This window comes from Bdellovibrio sp. HCB-162 (genome assembly GCF_047344985.1).
GTDB lineage: Bacteria > Bdellovibrionota > Bdellovibrionia > Bdellovibrionales > Bdellovibrionaceae > Bdellovibrio.
Window position 1 is genome coordinate 52,481 of sequence record NZ_CP178861.1, and the last position, 20,114, is coordinate 72,594.

Annotated in this window: 18 protein-coding genes and 1 tRNA gene; 14 read left to right on the forward strand and 5 right to left on the reverse strand. The window is 44.5% G+C overall.

The features are described 5' to 3' along the window. Positions 1-3 precede the first annotated feature (3 nt). From gatA to ACLSSO_RS00285, 5 genes are all read left to right on the forward strand, one after another. Positions 4-1,476: an Asp-tRNA(Asn)/Glu-tRNA(Gln) amidotransferase subunit GatA gene (gene gatA / locus ACLSSO_RS00265; RefSeq protein WP_295902123.1), complete on the forward strand. Its 1,473-nt coding sequence runs from the start codon at positions 4-6 to the stop codon at positions 1,474-1,476. Next, positions 1,466-2,899, forward strand: coding sequence for an Asp-tRNA(Asn)/Glu-tRNA(Gln) amidotransferase subunit GatB (gene gatB / locus ACLSSO_RS00270; protein WP_413943738.1), 1,434 nt, complete (start codon positions 1,466-1,468; stop codon positions 2,897-2,899). The genes gatA and gatB overlap by 11 nt, the downstream gene beginning before the upstream one ends. A 1-nt stretch (position 2,900) precedes the next feature. Further along, the gene (locus tag ACLSSO_RS00275) at positions 2,901-3,809 is read left to right on the forward strand and encodes a Ppx/GppA phosphatase family protein (protein ID WP_295902117.1); all 909 of its coding nucleotides are present in this window, start codon (positions 2,901-2,903) and stop codon (positions 3,807-3,809) included. Beyond that, positions 3,778-4,242 carry a DUF192 domain-containing protein gene (locus ACLSSO_RS00280; RefSeq protein WP_295902114.1) on the forward strand — a complete coding sequence of 155 codons (465 nt, stop codon included), beginning with the start codon at positions 3,778-3,780 and terminating at the stop codon, positions 4,240-4,242. The genes ACLSSO_RS00275 and ACLSSO_RS00280 overlap by 32 nt, the downstream gene beginning before the upstream one ends. 115 nt (positions 4,243-4,357) lie before the next feature. Beyond that, the gene (locus ACLSSO_RS00285; protein WP_295902111.1) at positions 4,358-5,731 is read left to right on the forward strand and encodes a LysM peptidoglycan-binding domain-containing protein; all 1,374 of its coding nucleotides are present in this window, start codon (positions 4,358-4,360) and stop codon (positions 5,729-5,731) included. 80 nt (positions 5,732-5,811) lie between these two features. Here the strand turns inward: ACLSSO_RS00285 and ACLSSO_RS00290 are convergent, their stop codons facing one another. Next, on the reverse strand, positions 5,812-6,180 hold the full coding sequence (locus ACLSSO_RS00290; RefSeq protein WP_295902108.1) for a PilZ domain-containing protein: 369 nt from the start codon (positions 6,178-6,180) through the stop codon (positions 5,812-5,814). A 282-nt stretch (positions 6,181-6,462) separates the two neighbouring features. Next, positions 6,463-7,242 (reverse strand): murein L,D-transpeptidase catalytic domain family protein, encoded by a 780-nt coding sequence (locus tag ACLSSO_RS00295; protein ID WP_295902105.1) that lies wholly within the window; start codon positions 7,240-7,242, stop codon positions 6,463-6,465. A gap of 368 nt (positions 7,243-7,610) precedes the next feature. Here ACLSSO_RS00295 and rho point away from each other — a divergent pair, with 368 nt between their 5' ends. Beyond that, positions 7,611-9,356, forward strand: a complete 1,746-nt coding sequence (gene rho / locus ACLSSO_RS00300; RefSeq protein ID WP_413943739.1) for a transcription termination factor Rho — start codon at positions 7,611-7,613, stop codon at positions 9,354-9,356. A 64-nt stretch (positions 9,357-9,420) separates the two neighbouring features. Here rho and ACLSSO_RS00305 read toward each other — a convergent pair whose 3' ends face one another. Continuing rightward, the gene (locus ACLSSO_RS00305; protein WP_295902102.1) at positions 9,421-9,783 is read right to left on the reverse strand and encodes a hypothetical protein; all 363 of its coding nucleotides are present in this window, start codon (positions 9,781-9,783) and stop codon (positions 9,421-9,423) included. Between the two features lie 105 nt (positions 9,784-9,888). Then, positions 9,889-10,599: a DUF2461 domain-containing protein gene (locus ACLSSO_RS00310; protein ID WP_295902099.1), complete on the reverse strand. Its 711-nt coding sequence runs from the start codon at positions 10,597-10,599 to the stop codon at positions 9,889-9,891. Positions 10,600-10,789: 190 nt separating this feature from the next. On the opposite strand from ACLSSO_RS00310, the gene ACLSSO_RS00315 reads away from it, so the two are divergent. The 4 genes from ACLSSO_RS00315 (at position 10,790) to murA (ending at position 14,493) form a co-directional block, all read left to right on the forward strand. Next, positions 10,790-11,035 (forward strand): type B 50S ribosomal protein L31, encoded by a 246-nt coding sequence (locus ACLSSO_RS00315; RefSeq protein ID WP_295902096.1) that lies wholly within the window; start codon positions 10,790-10,792, stop codon positions 11,033-11,035. 114 nt (positions 11,036-11,149) lie between these two features. After that, on the forward strand, positions 11,150-12,226 hold the full coding sequence (prfA, locus tag ACLSSO_RS00320; RefSeq protein ID WP_295900326.1) for a peptide chain release factor 1: 1,077 nt from the start codon (positions 11,150-11,152) through the stop codon (positions 12,224-12,226). A gap of 139 nt (positions 12,227-12,365) precedes the next feature. Then, positions 12,366-13,247 carry a peptide chain release factor N(5)-glutamine methyltransferase gene (prmC, locus tag ACLSSO_RS00325; protein ID WP_295900328.1) on the forward strand — a complete coding sequence of 294 codons (882 nt, stop codon included), beginning with the start codon at positions 12,366-12,368 and terminating at the stop codon, positions 13,245-13,247. Then, complete coding sequence (gene murA / locus ACLSSO_RS00330) at positions 13,240-14,493, forward strand: UDP-N-acetylglucosamine 1-carboxyvinyltransferase (RefSeq protein ID WP_295900330.1); 1,254 nt, start codon at positions 13,240-13,242, stop codon at positions 14,491-14,493. The genes prmC and murA overlap by 8 nt, the downstream gene beginning before the upstream one ends. A gap of 129 nt (positions 14,494-14,622) precedes the next feature. Here murA and ACLSSO_RS00335 read toward each other — a convergent pair whose 3' ends face one another. Then, complete coding sequence (locus ACLSSO_RS00335; RefSeq protein ID WP_295900335.1) at positions 14,623-15,018, reverse strand: hypothetical protein; 396 nt, start codon at positions 15,016-15,018, stop codon at positions 14,623-14,625. A 274-nt stretch (positions 15,019-15,292) separates the two neighbouring features. Between ACLSSO_RS00335 and ACLSSO_RS00340 the strand changes: the two genes are divergently transcribed. From ACLSSO_RS00340 to ACLSSO_RS00355, 4 genes are all read left to right on the forward strand, one after another. Next, positions 15,293-18,196, forward strand: a complete 2,904-nt coding sequence (locus ACLSSO_RS00340) for a tetratricopeptide repeat protein (protein ID WP_413943740.1) — start codon at positions 15,293-15,295, stop codon at positions 18,194-18,196. Positions 18,197-18,216: 20 nt separating this feature from the next. Further along, complete coding sequence (locus tag ACLSSO_RS00345) at positions 18,217-18,525, forward strand: hypothetical protein (RefSeq protein ID WP_295900339.1); 309 nt, start codon at positions 18,217-18,219, stop codon at positions 18,523-18,525. Between the two features lie 44 nt (positions 18,526-18,569). Next, entirely contained in the window at positions 18,570-19,862 is a 1,293-nt protein-coding gene (gene serS, locus ACLSSO_RS00350) for a serine--tRNA ligase (RefSeq protein ID WP_295900343.1), read from the forward strand. A gap of 87 nt (positions 19,863-19,949) precedes the next feature. Beyond that, positions 19,950-20,039, forward strand: a tRNA-Ser gene (locus ACLSSO_RS00355). The last annotated feature ends 75 nt before the right edge of the window (positions 20,040-20,114 follow it).

Below are 20,114 nucleotides of genomic sequence, written 5' to 3' on the forward strand. Positions count from 1 at the left end.
ATAATGGATTTAACGTTTGCTTCCATGAGCGAAATTGTCGACGCCGTAAAAACAAAAAAAGTGAGTGTAAAAGAAATCACTCACCACTTTAAGACACGTATTGAAAACATTGACGGAAAATTAAATTCCTTTACGTCGATAAATCCTAACGCCGCAAATGAAGCAGAGGCTTTAGACGCGAGATTGGCAAAAGGCGAAGATCTTGGTGTCTTAGCCGGAGTTCCCTTTGGTATTAAAGAAATGTTTTGCACAAAAGGACTTAAGACAACCGCAGGATCAAAAATTTTAGAAAACTTCGTTCCGCCTTATGACTCCACTGTTGTGGCGCGACTAAAAAAAGCAGGAATTGTTGTCTTAGGAAAACTCAATCAGGATGAATTCGCGATGGGTTCTTCCAATGAAACCTCCTTTCATGGTGTTGTAAAAAACCCGTGGAACTTAGACTGTGTTCCTGGTGGTTCATCAGGTGGCTCTGCAGCAGCGCAAGCTTCGCGCCTAGTGGTGGGCACTTTAGGAACGGACACCGGTGGTTCTATTCGTCAGCCGGCGAGTTTTTGTGGAATTGTTGGCGTGAAGCCAACCTATGGCCGGGTCAGTCGCTATGGCATTATTGCTTATGCGTCTTCCTTAGACCAAGCAGGTCCCATGGTGAGCTCCGTAAAAGATGCGGCGCTGACTCTTGAAGTGATTTCTGGTTTTGACGAATTCGACTCTACGACAACACAAAGATCCGTACCGGCTTGGAGTAAAAATCTAAAAGCCGATGTGAAAGGAATGAAGATCGGCCTCATGAAAGAATACATGAGCGGCAGCCTTCACCCTGACGTGCAAAAGACTGTGGAAAACTCTGTTGAAACCTTGAAAAAAATGGGAGCGGAGATTGTTGAAGTTTCTGTTCCTATGACAGAGTTTGCCGTTCCTGTTTATTATCTTGTGGCAGCAAGCGAAGCTTCTTCAAATCTTGCACGCTACGATGGTGTGAAATATGGATTTAGAGCTGATTTCAAAAATCTTTCTGCCATTGATCTTGAAGAATTCTACGGAAGAACCCGAGGCCTCGGTTTTGGAAAAGAAGTCAAACGACGTATCATGCTGGGCACCTACTGTCTTTCAAGTGGTTACTATGATGCCTATTACAATAAGGCAGGCCAAGTTCGTCGCTTGATCATGAACCAATATCTGGAAGCCTTTAAGAACTGCGATGTTATTTTAAGTCCTGTGACCACGGCTCCGGCATTTAAAATTGGTGAGCGCATTTCAGATCCTCTAGAAATGTACCTCAATGATATTTTCACCACATCGACCAATCTTGCAGGTCTTCCTGGAATGAGCGTTCCTTTTGGAATGTCTCAAGACGGTCTTCCTATTGGCATTCAGCTCACGGCAAGTCACTTTGAAGAACAGAAGATGCTCGATGTTGGTTTTGCGCTAGAAAGTGCTTCTCCGGCGAAAGGAAAAAATCCCCATGTCATATAGAGGTTTTGAAGCCGTCATCGGTATTGAGATACACGTACAGTTAAGTACTGCGACAAAAATCTTTTGCGCGGATTCGACTGAGTTTAATGCGGGCGACAACGAAAATACTTCCCCCGTGAGTGTTGGAATGCCTGGCACTTTGCCTGTTGTAAATAAAAAAGCGATCGAGTATTCAATTAAAACGGGTCTTGCTCTTGGCTGCGATATTCGTCGCAAATCTATTTTCGCAAGAAAAAATTATTTCTATCCGGATCTTCCTAAGGGTTATCAAATTTCCCAATATGACCAGCCGATTTGTGAAAATGGCAAGGTGACTTTCAAGGTCGATGGCGTTGAAAAAACGGTGTCCATCACGCGAGCTCACATGGAAGAAGACGCGGGAAAGTCCATTCACCACGGCGATCATACTTTGATTAACTACAACCGCTCAGGAATTCCCCTTCTTGAAGTCGTTTCGGGTCCCGATATTCGCAGTCCTGCGGAAGCCGCTGAATACGGAAGAACGATTCGCCAGATCGTACGTTATCTTGACGTCTGCGATGGAAATCTTGAAGAAGGCTCTATGCGCTGTGACTGTAACGTGTCGGTTCGTAAAGTTGGTGCGCCACAATTTGGAACTAAAGTTGAAATTAAGAACATCAACTCCTTCCGCTTTGTTGAAAAAGCGATTGAGTTTGAGATTGAAAGACAAATCGACGCTGTCGAGCGTGGAGAAAAAATTATTCAGGAAACTCGCTTGTGGGACCCTGATAAGAACCGCACGTTCTCAATGCGCACCAAGGAAGACGCTCAAGATTATCGTTACTTCCAAGATCCCGATCTTTTACCTGTATTTGTCACAGAAGAAATGATTGAGAAATATAAAAAGGAATTGCCGGAACTACCTATTGCGCGTGCCAAGCGTTTTCAAGATGAGCACGCACTTCCTGAATTGGATGCCCAGGTGCTTACAACAGAAAAATCTCTGGCGGATTTTTATGAAGAAACGGCGAAGGAATCCAAAAATTTTAAATCGTCTTCCAACTGGATCATGACAGAACTTATTCGCGAACTTAATTCCGCGAATAAAGACATTAAAGACTCTCCAATTAAACCCCAACAACTCGGTCGTATGATTGCGCTTATTGATAACGGCACAATTTCAGGAAAAATGGCGAAAGCTGTTTTCCAGGAAATGTGGGATTCTGGAAAAGATCCAGAAACTGTTGTTAAAGAAAAGGGTCTGGTGCAAATTTCTGATCCGGCGGCAATTGAAAAACTGATTGATGAGGTTCTTGCCAACAATGCTCAGGCCGTAGACGATCACAAAACAGGTAAAAAGAAAAATCTCTTTGGATTTTTCGTCGGTGCCGTGATGAAAGCGTCAAAAGGTCAGGCGAACCCAGAGCTTGTGAATAAAATTCTGCAGGAGAAATTAAAGTAATATGAAAGTGGCGGCTCTCGATTTAGGCACAAATACATTTCTATGTCTTATTGCCGAAGGAACGGAAAAAGGAATCACAAAAGTTCATAAAGATTTAGTTCAAGTTGTACGTTTGGGTCAGGGTGTCGATAAAACCGGAGAATTTCATCCAGACGCGCTTGCAAGAGCCCGCGCATGCCTTACAGAGTTTAAAAAGGAAATCGATGAGCAAAAAGTTGATCGTATTTTAGCTATGGCAACCTCTGCCGCGCGGGATGCGAAAAACGGTAAAGAATTATTTAAGATCGGCGAAGATCTAGGAATCCCTATCGAAATTATTCCGGGCGAAGACGAAGCCCGCATTACTTATCAAGGAGCGACGGCGGGTTCGGCAGACGATCAAAAGACGTCGCTCGTGGTTGATGTTGGCGGTGGCTCCACAGAACTTATTTCTGGTCGAGGCTCAAAAATTCTTTTTGGAGAAAGTCTGAACATCGGCGGCGTTCGTTTGACGGAAAAATTTATTAGTACACAGCCTGTTCCGCAAAACGAAAGAGAACAACTAAAACAATACATCCACACACAATTGCAAACAGTATTGCCCGAATTAAAAAAGGAAAAAATCGATCAAATCATTGCAGTTGCCGGGACGCCTACGTCGTTGGTGGCAATTGAAGTCGGTGGTTTTGATGAAAAGAAGGTCGACGGTTTCTTTTTAAAAAAGGAACGCCTGGCTTACTGGGTGGATGAGTTTGCTAACACCACCGTTGAAGAAAAGAAAACGAAATACGGCCTGGGCGGAAGAGCGGATATTATTTATGCCGGAGCTTCTATTTTACTCGCCGTGATTGAAGCGCTAAACTTACCAGGAATGGTTGTATCAACAAAGGGAGTTCGTTATGGCGTTGCTCTGGAGATGCTTCGCAAATAAAAATTTTTTCGCAGTGGGAATCCTCTCACTGTTTTTATCTTTCTCTGCTCACGCAAAAGAATTCGAAAAAAAGAAGATCAATTTGGGTGGCAAGACCTTGGTCGTAGAAGTTGCGTCGACTCCTGATCAGCACGAACGTGGACTTATGTTCAGAGACAAAATGGGACCAGATGAAGGAATGCTCTTTATATTTAAAAATGAAGAGACGAGATTTTTTTGGATGAAGAATACATTAATAGATCTCGCGATCGGCTACTTCGACAAAAACGGCACGTTGATCGATGTTCAGGAAATGGTCTCTGGTAAAGGAATTCCGGATGCGGAACTTCCCTCGTATCCGAGCGCGAAACCCGCAAAGTATGCACTGGAGATGAATAAGGGTTGGTTCGACAAAAATAAAGTGAAGCTCGGTAGCAAGCTCAAGATCCAGTGACCCCAAAAGTCCAGTGATTTGATTAATATTTGCAAGCCTTCTATCTTGTGCTTTAAATTGTTAATAACGCTTAACTGAAACAGTATGTTTCATAGCATCACTCAAGGATGAACACATGATGAAAAAACTCGTAGTCTTACTAGCGTGCTTAGGTCTGGCCTTCCAGCTAACAAGCTGTACGTCTAAAAATAGTCAAGCGGACTCAGAAGTAGCAGCTGATTATGATTCTGCCGATCTAGAGAAACTTGAAGGCGACGAAGCACTTGAAATCGCGGGAGACAATTCTTTAGCAAGTGATCAACTTCCTGAAGACGCGTTGGGTGAAACGACAACAACGACTGAAACAACTACAACTACAGCTGAATCCACTCCTGGCGAAAGCCAAGCAACAACCGAAAAAACAGATGTAGCGACAACAACAGAAACAATGCCGGCGGATCCATTTGCTGAATCGACGATGGCAGATGTTCCACCTCCAGCAGAAACTTCAACGACAGTTGTTGATTCAACTCCAGCAACAACAGACACAACATCGATGGTTGAAAGCTCTACAAAAACAGAGACTTCAACAACAGTTGTGGATGGTTCTTCCGAAGCTCCTAAGAAAGCAAGTGCGCCTCTTCAAAAAGTGGCAACAGCTCCTTGGAAGGTTGGAAAAACTTGGTACAACACAGTTTACTTCGCACGCCCTGGCGATTCTCTTGCGAGCATCAGCCAAATGATTTACGGCGCGGATAAAACGAAAGAGTTGAAAAAAGGAAATCCAACATTCGCTTCTCGCGATGTGCGTCCTGGTGATAAGGTTTATTACAACTCCCCACACCGTTCTGATGATTCTTCAAGAATGATTACTTACTACGAAGACAACGGAATGGCTCCAGAAGTTTACGTGGCGAAATCTGGCGATAACATCAGAAAAATTTCTAAGGATCTTTTGGGTTACGACAATGCTTGGAAAGAAGTATGGTCAAGCAACTCTGTAGATTCAAAAGGCAATATTGCTGAAGGTACGGAACTTCGTTACTGGAGAGGTGGCGCGATTGCAGCTGCTCCGGTGCAGCATCATGAAGAGGCGATCAACTCAATGCCTCCTCCGCAAGAACCACAAGCTCCAGCAATGCCACCACCAGAGCCAATGCATCCCCAACAAGCTCAAGGCGAAATTCCTCCACCTCCTATGCCTGAGCAGCAACCTCCTGGAATGGAAATGGCTCCGCCACCACCACCTCCACAAGATATTGCTCAAGAGCAAATGGCACCTCCGCCTCCTCCTCCAGTTGAGGCGGTGAATCCACCAGCTCCTCCGCAACAACATCATGCTGCGGCTGAAGAAGCTCCAGCGGGTGGAATGGATAACGACACAACAATGGCTTTGGCGGTTGTTGGTCTAGCGGCAGCAGGTTTGGCAGTTCTTATTGTGATGAGAAAGAAAAGAAGACAAAAAGAGCTTGAACAACAAGCGATGGACAACACTCACGTAGGAACATAATTAAAAAATCCAGAGTGAGTAAAAAAAGAAAAGAGCGAGTTTGCACTCGCTCTTTTTATTTTTCGGAACTGGTGTTTTTTCTATCCGACCTTTTTAAAGATCGTATCCATCACAGATCTTCGATCTTCCCGACTATTCTCGACGAAGTAGATCAGGTCGTCGACGATCTGAACGTCTCTGTTATTCACAGGCATGAATTTCACTCCACAGCCTACTGAATTAGTCCAGATCACATGAGCAGCCACTTTGCGCTCACGACCTGCAACTATAAATACTAAGTTTAACTTTTCGTTGGCTCGCACGTCCCCACCGACAAATTCTAAAAAGGCTCCTGTGATGCTGATATTTTTAAGCGTGCCTCTGGTTTGCTCACGCGCATAGTTGCGCTTAAACGAAACCTCTAGGTTCAGAGGGGTTCTTGGTGCCGGAACATTAACTGTGTCCTCCACGTTAGACTCCTTATGCTTAATATGCGGATACTATCCTTTCGGTATTACTTACGAAAAATTAATAGGTAGTCGGGGTCATTTTTATTAAAACAGAGCAAATTCTCGGAAAACTAGACCAAGCTTGGCTCACATTTAAACACTTGAAAGGGCTTCAATATTTTAAAACTGATTTGAATTTTAAGAAGAGGAGCTGCGTCCACATCCGGAACAACATCCAAAACAGGTTTTGCAGTTTGGGCTCTCTAGGAGAGCCCGGAAATGTTTCAAATTGAGATAAAGTGATTACTTTTGCCCGACGCGGACTTCTTTTCCAGAAAGAGCTTCATCCATCAACGTTGGGTGATAGTGCATGATCAAGCTTCCACCCTTAAGTAGAGGAATAATTCTATCAGCAATCGCCCGAGAAACTGCAGGACATCCCCAGCTCACACCCAAGCGTCCATATTTCTGACCAGTTCTTTCGTTGACGGAGTTAATGAAATCCTCCCCAACATACCAAGCGCCATGCAAAACGATATCGCGATTGTAGGCTTCATCATTGGAGCGCTCTAAACCATACATGCGCAGAGTATTTCCGTAATGACCTTGGTAGACTTCTCCCGTGAGATACATCCCTAAAGAAGTCTGCTTCGAGTCTTTGATGTTACTAAACTTCGTTGGCACATCTGTATTTCCACTGCCAAGCCCGTGAGAGACATAGTACTTGTTCACATCTCCGGTTTTTAAATTGATAAGATAGAAGCGACGCTGTGAAGAGGGTGAGCCGAAATCGACTATAGCCACATACGTTGGAGAATTGAGAGTCACGGTTTTATTGGAACGGCTGCGTTTTTCTTCTTCGCAAGGTTTAACACTCGAAGCATCACGTCCTTCACAAGTGTACGTATCTTGATTGAAAGAGCGACCCTGGTACTCATCCATAAACTTCACAAGCTTCTCATACGCTTGAACGGGAACACCTTGGCTTAAAATCTTTTTGGTAATCGCGGTTGCCGGAGCGGCATGGGCTGCTAACGAACTAAAAAGAACCAAGGCACCTGTCACAGTGTGAACGAGCTTCATAATTAAAGTCTCCATTGCTAGATTGAAACCTTATAAGGGATTTTATATAGACAGAAAACTGTCAGGAATTTAGATAGGCAAAAAACACAGGACCGTCAGAATTTTAGATAGTTTTGAATTTAGAGAAGGCTTTTTTGAGAACTTTTTAAGAGTTTAATGATGGATAAGACCTTAATGATTTCTATATCTTACATAGGACCCCGAAAAAATCTGCGACTCCTAATATTCCCGCTAAAGATTTTCGGTTGACAAGAACTAGCCCCATCGCGGAAAGTTAGGGCAAGCAAAACAGTTTAGTTCCAATCGGATCAAACTTCTTAATCTAAGATCCTCTTTTTTCTTTATTTAATCCTACAAGGAGAATTTGTTTGTCTGAGCCCAAAGATTCACAAGGCGTTGAAGTCGTGAAGAAGCGCACTCGCACAAAAGTCGCTGAAGAAACACCCGCTGAGTCTGCACCACAAGCCGCTGCACCAGCCCCAGAGCCGGTAGCCGCTGAAACTTCTACTACTGCAGCTCCCACTACTTCCGAAGCTTCCGCTTCCGCCCCAGCTCCACAACAAGAACCACAACAGCAACAACAAAGACAAGATCGTCCACAGCATCAGCAACGTCGCGAATTCCGTCCAAACAATCGTGATAACCGTGACAACCGCGATAATCGCGGCGGTGGACACCGTCATGACAGAAACAACGGACAACAACGTCGTGATTTCCGCAATGATCGCGGCGATCGTGGCGACAGACACCGTGATGAAGGTCAACCTGTAGGAGACGATACACAACACTCAACTCCACCGGCACAAACGCAAGAAGTGGATTTGGCTGACATTCAATTAACCGATGAAGAGAAAACTTGGTTGTCTTCAAAGGACTTGAAATCAAAAAACATCACGCAGCTCACTGAGCTTGCGACAAAACTAAAAATCGAAAACGCTGCGGGTCTTCGTCGTCAAGATATGATCTTTGAAATCTTGAAGCGTGCCGCAAAACTAGGACAAGATATTTACGGTTCTGGTGTTCTTGAAATCCTGCCTGACGGTTACGGTTTCTTGCGTTCTCCGGATTACAACTATCTTCCAGGTCCGGATGATATCTACGTTTCTCCGTCACAAATTCGTCGTTTTGGTTTGAGAACAGGTGACACGGTCACAGGAACTGTTCGTCCGCCAAAAGATGGTGAACGTTACTTTGCACTTTTGAAAGTGGATTCATTGAATTTTGAAACTACTGAAAAAGGTAAAGACAAAATCCTTTTCGACAACTTAACTCCGCTTTATCCAAACGAAAGACTGAAGCTTGAGCACAGCCCTGGCGAATACACAACACGCGTTGTGGACTTGATGGCTCCTCTTGGAAAAGGTCAACGTGCTTTGATCGTCGCACCTCCAAGAACTGGTAAAACAGTTTTGATGCAACAAATTGCGAATGCCATCACACACAATCATCCGGAAGTAAAATTGATCGTTCTTTTGATCGATGAACGTCCGGAAGAGGTGACTGACATGCAACGTACTGTAAAAGGTGAAGTTGTATCGTCAACATTCGATGAGCCACCAACTCGCCACGTTCAAGTTGCAGAGATGGTTATCGAAAAAGCAAAACGCTTGGTTGAGCACAAACACGACGTGGTGATCTTACTTGATTCTATCACTCGTTTGGCCCGCGCCTACAACACGGTTGTTCCTCCTTCAGGAAAAATCTTGTCAGGTGGTGTGGATTCCAACGCCCTTCACAAACCAAAACGTTTCTTCGGTGCTGCTCGTAACATCGAAGAAGGTGGATCTTTGACAATCATCGCAACAGCGTTGATCGACACAGGTTCTCGTATGGATGAGGTTATCTTCGAGGAATTTAAAGGTACTGGTAATGCCGAGATCCACTTGGATCGTAAGCTTATGGAAAAACGTATCTTCCCTTGCATGGACATCAACAAGTCCGGCACTCGTAAAGAAGACTTACTAGTAGAAAAAGCAGACTTGAACCGTCTGTGGATCTTGAGAAAAGTTCTTGCTCCAATGAATCCCGTCGACGCCATGGAATTCCTGCTCGATAAAGTTGGAAACACAAAAACAAATCTCGACTTCCTAAAAGCCATGTCCGGCCCCGGCTAAAAGGTGCCTGCTTCTTTTTTCTGGCTACAATGCACAAAGGGAGTCGCAAGACTCCCTTTTCGCTTTAGGGCTTTGGTGGTTGTTTCTTTAATGTATCCGTTTCGCAGCCACCATAAAGTTGATTGCTGATGGCGCCTTCAAACGGATAAACGAAATCGGACATTCCGTCAGAACCTTCCTTCGTTAAGTTCACCTCAAGATATTGAGTGATCCCATCTGCGGTGATTTTTAAAATTCCACCTTTTTGATATGTCACGTGTCCTGTAGTTTCAGCGGACCCTTCATCGGGAGACGTCACAGTAATTTTATTTGTTTCTGAATTATATGTGACCGTTAAAAACGGTTCCGTGAATGAGCAGTAAATACTTTCAGCGTGAGCTGCGCCAGTGAAGGCAAGCAGTGTTGCCGTGAGAAGCAGGGACTTCATAAAACCTCCTTGAGCATCGCGACTAGATTCAAGGAGGTTTCAAAAACCAGCAAGAGTCGCCCTTGCTTTAAGATAAAAAGCAAAACAGGAAGTGCTGGAAAACAATCACCACAGGCTTTGCGATTTATTAAGCCAACGTAAAAGTGGCATCATCGCTTTAAATTCTTTGGCGACTTTTTTTGGGAAATCTTTTTTGTAAGCCGCACTTTCTTCAAAAGTGTGAGAGACAAAAAACTGCTTGTGACGAAGATATTCAATCATCGGATGCTCAGCGGAAATCCCGCGTGGAGTTGTTTTAAGTTTCTCTCCTTTAAGCGCTCCAAAATGTTTTTTGAACTCTTTGCTTTCAACGATATCTAAAAACGCATCGGGATTTTTCAAAATCGCTTCCCGAATTTTTCGAAGCTGCAAAGAGTTCGGCATATAAAGGCCGCCAGCCACGAAAACTTCGCCTGGTTCCACATGCATGTAAAGTCCCGGGCTATCCATGTTTTTTCCGTAAGTACCAAACGGGAAGTTGGCAGCGATGTTTGTTTTGTAGGGAGATTTGTCTTTGCTAAAACGAGTGTCGCGGTAAATTCTTAAAACATTGCGTTTCGGGTTAAAGCTGATTTCGGGAGCAAAGCTTTTGCATTCGTCCGCCAACTCAAAAACGACGGCCATCATCGGGTGGCGCAAAAGTTCTTCGTAGGTCTCTTTTCGGGGTTGAAACCACTCTCGTTTATTGTTCTTTTTGAGGGATTTTAAGAAGCGAAATGCCTCAGGGGAAAACCCCTTAAAGTCCTGAATTTCTACTTCAGAAGTCGTTTTTGCCACAAAACCTCCGTCACTTGATATATTACCTAAAGCATTGATAATACGAGGATATTTATAAACTATGCGGTCCCTCAATCAAGCCCTTTGTTGCCAAAAAAAGCAGCGATTAATGCTCGACACGGCGAGACCACTATGTTAAACCCTTACATCTTAAGACCCATAGGTTAAATTATTTAGAAGGAATCAGGTCATGAAACAAAACCTACATCCAAAAGTAAATACTGTTGTATTTAAGGATATCTCTTGCGATTACTCATTCTTGGGAACTACAACTCTTCACTCTAACGAAACAGTTAAATGGGAAGATGGTAAAGAGTATCCATTGATCAAAGTTGAGATCTCTTCTGCATCTCACCCATTCTTCACTGGAAAACAACGTGTCATGGATACTGAAGGTCGTATCGATCGTTTCAAAAAACGTTACGGCAAAAAGTAAATTTCAGACCTCCATTCGGAGGACGTTCTTGTATGAAATGCGGTTCACTCTTCGAACCGCATTCTTATTTCAGCACCCCAACTCGATTTTGCAACTGATCTAGGAGTTACTCCCATGTTCTCGAAATTGGACGAAGTGGAATCACGCTATGAAGAAGTCAATATGGCTCTTCAAAGGCCCGATATTGCTTCCAACCAAACGCAGTATCGCGCGTTGATGAAAGAACTTGGAAACCTGGAGAAGATTGTCGTCGTTTATCGCGACTTCAAAAAGAAATCTGAGAATTTAAAAGCGAGCAAAGAGCTTTTAACGGCAGAACAAGATGCTGAAATGCGCGAACTTATTCGCGAAGAAGTGAAAGAGCTTGAGGCACAACTTCCTCAGCTTGAGCACGAGCTTAAAATTGCTTTGATTCCAAAAGATCCTAACGATGACAAGAATATCATTCTTGAAATTCGTGCGGGCGCTGGTGGTGACGAGGCGGCGTTGTTTGCTGATGAACTTTTCCGTGGTTATGTTCACTATGCTTCCTCTCAAGGTTGGAAAGTCGAAATGCTTTCTTTCTCTGAAGGAAACGCGGGCGGAGCTAAAGAGATCATCGCAAGCATCACAGGTGATTCTGTCTTCAGTAAATTGAAATACGAATCAGGTGTTCACCGCGTTCAACGTGTTCCTAAAACAGAAGCAGCGGGCCGTATTCATACGTCGACTGTGACTGTGGCGGTTATTCCTGAAGTCGAAGTCACTGAAATCAAAATTCCGATGAGTGATCTTCGTATTGAGACCATGCGTTCTCAAGGTGCCGGCGGTCAGTCCGTCAATAGAACTGAGTCTGCAGTTCGTATCGTGCATCTTCCAACGGGAATTGACGTGAAATGCCAAGAAGGTAAGTCTCAGTCTTCCAACAGAGAGCGTGCCTTCCAAATCCTTTACGCAAAATTGCAACAAATCGAAGACGAAAAAGCTCGTAAAGAGGCTTCCGATGTTCGTTTGGAGCAAATCGGTACGGGTGATCGTTCAGAGCGCATCCGCACTTACAACTTCCCGCAAACTCGCATTACCGATCACCGCATCGGTTTGACGATTCATCAGCTGGACCAAGTCATGGGCGGCTCATTTGAGTTGCTGATTGATCCACTCGTTGCTAACTTTCAAGCAGAGGCACTAAAAAAACAAACCGCCTCTGCCTAGGCTGTTGAAAAAGGCCCATCCGACTGCGTTGTCGGGCCTTATCCTCCACTCCGACGTACATTAAGTACGCCTCCGTTGCGGATAAGACCCTCCGCCTTGCGTCTGAACCTTTTTGAACAACCTAGAGTAAAGTTGCATTATGAAGTTAAAAGAAATCCTCGATAAGACGACGGCGTTTTTTAAAGATAAAAAAATCGAAAGCCCCCGCTTGGATGCGGAGCTTTTGCTTGCTCATGGTTTGAAGCTTGAGCGCATTCAACTTTATCTTCGTTTTGATCAACCTATGAAAGAAGAAGAACTCGCTGTTTTGCGCGAGCTTGTTCGTCGTCGTGCCTCAGGGGAGCCTGTCGCTTATATTCTTGGATATCGTGATTTCTTTGGCCATCGCTTTGAAGTGAATTCTGATGTCTTAATTCCTCGTCCTGAAACTGAGCACGTTGTTGAAGAAGTGATTCAATGGGCGAAAGACAAAGAACCGAATCTTGGTTTCATTGATCTTGGCGCGGGTTCAGGTTGTATCGGTTTGTCTCTTCTTAAAGAATTTCCAGAAGCGCGTTTGATCTCTGTCGATCTTTCTGAAAAAGCGCTTGAAGTGGCAAAACGCAATGCGGACTCTTTAGAAGTTTCTGATCGAGTGAAGTTCATCCATGCAGATGCTGGAAATCACGATGTCGTGATGTCGGCCTACAAAGAGTTTGTCGGCAAAGACAAAGTCGATGCGCTTGTTTCAAATCCTCCCTATATTGCACATAATGATCCGGCTGTAGAAGAAAACGTGAAAAAGTTTGAGCCTAACTCAGCTTTGTATGCGGACGCTGAGGGCCTGGCACTTCTAAAAAATTGGTCGCAGGTTTATGGGAATCATTTGATGGTTCCGGGAATTATGCTGATGGAAATGGGCATGACTCAGGGACCCGCGATGAAAGAGCACTTCGCTGGCTTAAAAATATTTAACGAAATCAGTGTCATCAAAGATCTTTCCGGGCATGATAGAGTCATTCGTGGAGTAACGCATGGATAAAATGGTTGTGATGGGCAGTGGCCCTCTTAAAGGTACGGTTGCTACGAGTGGCGCGAAGAACGCAGCTCTTCCAATTCTTTTTTCAACACTTCTTGCTGAAGGAACGCACGTTTTTAAAAACGTTCCAAAGCTTAAAGATATCGAATCGACAGCAGAGCTTTTGCAAAGTCTTGGCTGTGAGACGAAATGGATCGGTGACGAATTTCATGTCAGCGTAAGTCCTCTTCAATCTTACGAAGCGTCTTACGACCTTGTTCGTAAAATGCGCGCAAGTTTTCTTTGTATGGGTCCGATGCTTGCGAAATACGGTGAAGCCGTTGTTTCTCAACCCGGTGGTTGTGCGATTGGAAGTCGCCCGATTGATCTGCACTTAGCAGGCTTTCAAGCTTTGGGTGCAGAGATCACACAAAAAGAAGGCTATGTTCACGCGGCTTCTAAAAAACTAAAAGGCGCAACATTCCTTTTTGAAACTGTGACAGTAGGTGGAACTGAGAACGTGATGATGGCAGCAACTCTCGCTGACGGCATTACGATTTTAGAAAATGCCGCGAAAGAACCAGAGATCGTAGATCTTGCTGAGTACCTTAACAAAATGGGTGCAAAGATCACAGGTCACGGAACAAGTGTGATTCGCATTGAAGGTGTTTCTAAATTGAAACCCGCAGTTCACTCGATCATGCCTGACCGTATTGAAGCAGGAACTTTGCTGATCGCTGGTGCCATCACAAAAGGCCAAGTGACGGTGACGAAGTGTGTGCCTGCTCACTTAGAAGCTTTGATTTTAAAAATGCGTGAAGCAGGATTTAAAATTGAAACGACAGCGGACACAATGACTGTTTTCCCATGTGATAAGTGGGAAGCGGTTGATATTACAACAGCTCCTCACCCACTTTTCCCAACGGATCTTCAAGCGCAGTTCATGGCGTTGATGACTGTGGCTCACGGGACAAGTGTGATCTCTGAAACCGTGTTTGAAAATCGTTTCATGCACGTGACGGAACTCACTCGTTTGGGAGCTGATATCACTCCGAAAACTCGCGTGGCTGTTGTGCGCGGAAAACCGGGTCAACTAACGGGTGCTCCGGTGATGGCAACAGATCTTCGTGCGAGTGCTTCACTTGTTCTTGCGGGATTGGTGGCTTCAGGTGAAACAGTTGTGAATCGTATTTATCACTTGGATCGCGGTTATGAAAAACTCGAAGACAAGTTGTCTTCTCTTGGCGCAAAAATCCGTCGTATCGAATAATCAAAAAAAGCAAATTTAGAAAAAGAAAAAGGCCTACATGGAGGGGATCCGTAGGCCTTTTTAAGGGATAAAAAGAAAAGTCTCAGCCCGCGGAGGGGATGGGGCTGAGACCCAATGATCACGAAGTTATTATCTAACCTCGCTGATACCGAACACAAAGAAGACGACCGTTTTGTTCCCAGAACCGAAACCAGGGAGGGGGTCCACAGTTTCAAGCTCGAAGTTGGGAGCAAGTTGATGTTCAAGTTCAATACCGCTAATCATAACTTTAGAACCAACAAAAGCTGTAAGATCCATTTGTGACTTCAATACAAAGAATGATTGCTGATCTTCCATCGCCAAAACAAGCGAGCCATCAGCCAAAGCCACGATTTCACCTACATGTGTCTTGAAGTTATAGTTTTGAAGTTCAGAAGAAGTGATGTCTTCGCCTTGAGCATTGTTTGGAAGCACACCCGCGCGAGCTACTGCTGAAATCGCGAGAACAACCAAGATGTATACTGCTATCAATGCGTTTCTGATCACTTACGTACTCTCCCCAAAATAACAACTGACATTTACCTATAGAGCAAACCGTGTGCCAATATGAGACACTCCTGAAAAGCCCTTATATTTGATTTGAAGATCGAAACTCGAACTCACCCCACTCAATTCGGAACCAAGGGTAATTCCATAATGGGACGGAGGTTCTATTCTGGAACCATTGAAGCGGGTCTTTCCTTGACCAAAGCACAGACCTTGAGGGCTGGTCCCCAGGGCCATAGTCCTTTGTTAAAAAGCTCAGTATAATCAGGTGTCTATGTCACGTATTCAGGTCACTTGGGTTGTTAAAACACGGAATGGTCAGGTCAAAGGCCCCTATTCCACTGAAGCCATTCTTCGCATGATTGGTGAGGGCGTCTTTTCGGGTCAAGAGATGATCTCAAAACTTCCCGATGGCCAATGGACATTGATTTCTAAAGAGGCTGCTTTCTACGACAAACTTCTTGAAGCTCTCGAAGGTGTTGTCGATGTTGATCCAAAAAAAGCGCAGAAGATGGAAGCGGAAACGGTGATCGTTCAAGCGCCGAAACCGCCGCCAAAGCAGCAACAGCCACCGCAAAATCAAGCGCCGACGCCAGACAGTTTTGCAAATATCAAAGTAGATAAACCGAAACAGCAGATCGATGTTTATGATCGTCCTGCGTATGTTCCTCCGGCATCAATTCCCATCGCGAATGTCTCTGCGAATGGAAAAACGGATTCTGTGATTGAGCTTTCCAATTTAAAAAATATGGAAAAAGGCGAGATCGCGAAAAATTTGAAACTGCCGGCGATCATTCTTGTTGCGGTGATTTTGATTGGCGTGATTCTTCTTTGGGATAGTGGTCCCGCGGACGGAACGAAAATTCATTTGCTGGCTCCGGGAAAATCGTCAGCGACTTTGAATGATCAACAAGTGAAAGAAAAATTAAACGAGGCCTTGTTCGCGATGGAGCAAGACACGTTTGAATCTTATATTGCCGCTCAAAATAAACTCGTGACCATCGTTGAAGGTGCTCCGATGAATATCGAAGTGCGAGCTCTTCTTTGTGTGGTCTATAAAGAGCTTTGGCCGTTTGCTGTCCAAGATGCGCAAGATATTAAAACCGTGGCGGGAGCGACTCAAGCAACAAGAGCCTTGAATATTGTGAGCCCCTTCGGTCAAGTGTGCGAGTCTGTAAAACTTATGACATCGGGCCGTTACAAAGAAGCCAAAGGCGTTGTTGAGGCGACCTTGGAAGGCAATGAACCGTTTTCTCTTTTACCTGTGATGTACGATTTTAAAGCGGAACTTCTTGAAGGCGAAAAAGATCTGACGAACGCCGTTCCCTACTATGAAAAAGCCGCACAGCTTTGGGAAAAATGGCTGCATCCCCAAGTGGCTTTGGGAAAAGTTTTATTAGATCAAGGTGATTTTACGTCAGCTTCAAGTTTGCTTAAAAACGTTGTTGCGAAAAATCCAAAACATCGCGAAGGAAAAATTCTTTTAGGTATTATTGAATATCGTGGATTTAAAAAATCAGACACGGCTTACAGTTATTTAAGTACAGCCCTAGAATCAAAAGGTCGTGTTTCACAATTGGTGGAAGCGGATGGATACTCCGTCCTAGCTGAAATATATGTTCTTCGTGGAGAAAAACGAAAAGCCTTGGATGCAGCTCAAAAAGGATTCTCGTTGAACCCCAACAACAGTGAGATCCGTCAGCTTGTAATTCGTCTGGGTGGTTCAGATAAAATCAAAGGCGAAAAAGGTCAGAATAACGAATTGCTTTATCTTGGTGACCAGTACGTGCGCCAAGGGGATTTCCTCGCCGCTCAAGCAGAGTTTAAAGCCGCTTTTGAAGTTGATCCTAAAAATGGAACAGCTGCGATGAAGGCAGCGAAATGTTTGTGGCAGCTTAATCAAAGCTTTGAGGCGATTGAGTGGCTGAATAAAGCAATCAAAGCGGAACCCAAGTTGGTTTCTGCTTACGTTCTTCAAGCTGATTACATGTCTCAGCGTTTTGATTTCGTCGGAGCTTTGCAAATTCTCACAAATGCAACTCGCATTGCTCCAAACAACTATGAAGTTCTGCGTGGCCTTGCGATGCTGGAGTTCCGCAAAAACAACATGGTTGGTGCTGTGAACTATGCCATGAGAGCGGTTAAAGCTTACGACGGTGATATCGAAACATTCATCTTGTTGTCGAAAGCCAATGGTCTTCTTGCTCGTTCAATTATGCCGATCAGTAAGAAAGAAATTGAGAGAAAAGAAAACGCTGCAAAAGATGCCATTCGTTACGCGACGAAAGCCGTTGAAATCGATGCGACAAATCCTGAGGCGCAAATCACTTACGCCAAGATGCTCGCGCAAACAAATGGTGTGGATTCAGGGATTAATTACCTCAATGAATTGATTAAACGCTTCTCGTACACTTTGGATTATCGAGTGGCCTTGGCAGAGGTTTATAAGTCTGAAGATCGCTATAGCCAGTCGAAAGAAATCTATGAAAAAGTTGTAGAGGCTGATCCAAAAAATAAAAAAGCGTGGCTGGGTTTAGGAGAAAGTGAAAAGGCTCTGGGTCTTAATGACAAAGCTTTAAAAGCCTTCTTAAGTGCCGCGGTTTTGGATCCTACCGATGGGGAGGCTTTGTTCCAAGCCGGAAAACTTTATTTGGAAACGAGCCGTTTTGAGGAAGCGATTCAGCAGTTTAAACGCGTGCAGCGTTTGAACCCTAACTACCCTCGTACTTATTATTATATTGGTAAAGCGGCATTCTCTTCTGGTGACTTCAATATGGCTTTGGAAGCCTCCAAAGCAGAAAAGAAAATCAATCCGAACGTAGCTGATTCCTATATTTTGGCTGCGGAAGTTTATACTGCTCGTAAACAGTATGCAGAGTGTGCGGCGGAATACTCTCAAGCCATGAAGCTTCGTCCTCAAGGGGCGGATATTTATGTGAAGTCAGCGACGTGTTACCGTCAGTCGGGTTCGATTGATGTGGCAGAAGACATGTTGGCGTTGGCTTCGGCGCGCGAAAGTGGTTATGCAGAAATTTATAGAGAGCAAGGGGCGATCTATGAAGTGAAGGGCGATAATCGCTCTGCGGCGCAGGCTTATAATAAATATTTAGGCCTCTCGCCAAATGCCCCGGATCGTGTTGAAATAGAGAACAAAATTTTAAGACTCGGCAGCAACTAAGGACGGACGACGGAGGAGCCATGGGAATCGGCGATAAAATGAGAGGACTTGCAAGCAGCGCACAAGAGGGCGTTAAGTCATCCACGCTTTCCTTTTTTCATTTCACTTTAAGATTTGTAACAGGAATTCTTTTGGGACTTGTTCTTGGACTGATTGGTCAGGAACTTGTCGGATATGGAACGTTTGCTCTTCTTTTTGTAATGGTCGTTGTTCTGGGCATCGTTATGAAAGTATTGTCGAACTGGAGTATGGGTCAAATTCTGATCTTTGATTTGATCTGTGTGCTTGTCGCGATGTTGCTAAGAATGTATATACTTGTTGCACCTTAAGGCGTCCTGCCTTGTAGAACGTAGCCTGTAAAAGGATTTTAAAAATGATCGATATTAAACTTCTTGAGAAAAAAGCTGAAAACGGACCTTCTTATTTTGATGAATACAAGCAGGGCTTGATCAACCGTGGTGCATCGACAGACATCCTTGAAAAAATCATGGAGCTGAACAAAAAACGCAAAGAGATGATCACGCAAGCTGAGAGTGCGAAAGCAAATCAAAATAAACTCAGCGGTGAAATCGGAAAACTGAAACGCGAAGGTAAAGATGCTTCTGCGATTTTGGCGGAAGTGGAAGCTTTAAAATCTCAAGTGAAAGAGCTTGAAGCCAAAGCGGCTGAGGCCGATCAAGAAGTTACGAATTTGGCGTTGGTGATTCCGAATAAACCAAATGCGTCTGTGCCTGTGGGTTCTTCTGAAAAAGACAATAAAGAATTAAAAGTCGTTGGAACTCCGACGAAGTTTTCTTTTAAACCCAAAGAACACTGGGAATTGGGTGAATCTTTAAAGATCATCGATTTTGAAAGAGCTGGTAAAACAACAGGAACTCGCTTTGCTTTCCTAAAAGGCGCAGCCGCGCAAATGGAGCGTGCATTGATCCAATTTATGATGGACATGCACTCTACAAGACACGGTTATACAGAGATGATTCCTCCGTTCATGGTGAACTCAAACAGTTTGCTTGGAACTGGAAACTTCCCGAAATTTAAAGAAGACGTTTTCCATTTGGAAGGTTGGGATCTTTATTTGATTCCAACAGCGGAAGTGCCTGTGACGAACTACTACAACGGTGAGATCTTGGATGAAAAAGATTTGCCACAAAGTTTCTGCGCGTATTCTCCATGCTTCCGTTCAGAGGCTGGAAGTGCGGGACGCGATACCAAGGGTTTGATCCGTCAGCATCAGTTCGACAAAGTGGAACTGATGACGTTCTGTCATCCAGATAAATCTTATGAAGTTCACGAGGCTTTGACGTCTCATGCGGAACAAGTGTTGATGGATTTGGAACTTCCATTCCGCCGTATGCTTCTTTGCACGGGCGATATGGGTTTTGGATCTGCGAAAACTCACGATTTGGAAGTATGGCTTCCGGGTCAGAACACATACCGCGAGATCAGCTCATGTTCTAACTTTGAGGATTTCCAAGCTCGTCGCGCCAACATCCGTTTCCGCACAGCCGGTGGCAAACCTCAATTCGTTCATACATTGAACGGATCTGCCCTCGCAGTAGGCAGAACACTTGTAGCCATCCTAGAAAACTACCAACGCGAAGACGGTTCCGTAGCCATCCCAAAAGCTCTTCAAAGCTACATGGGCGGCAAAACCGAAATCCGTTAAAAGGTGCCAGGGGATTTTTTCTAACTGGGGTGCGTTAGACGCAACAACTGCTTGAATACTCACGTCAAAACCCATAAAACGGTCGACGGAGAGTTGGTAGAGTGGTTGAATACACCAGTCTTGAAAACTGGCAGCCCTTCGCGGGGCTCGAGGGTTCGAATCCCTCACTCTCCGCCATTTAGATAAAAGCCGCCTTAGAGCGGCTTTTTCTATTTTATGCCTTAGCACTTGCGCTTCCCCGTAAATCCAAAG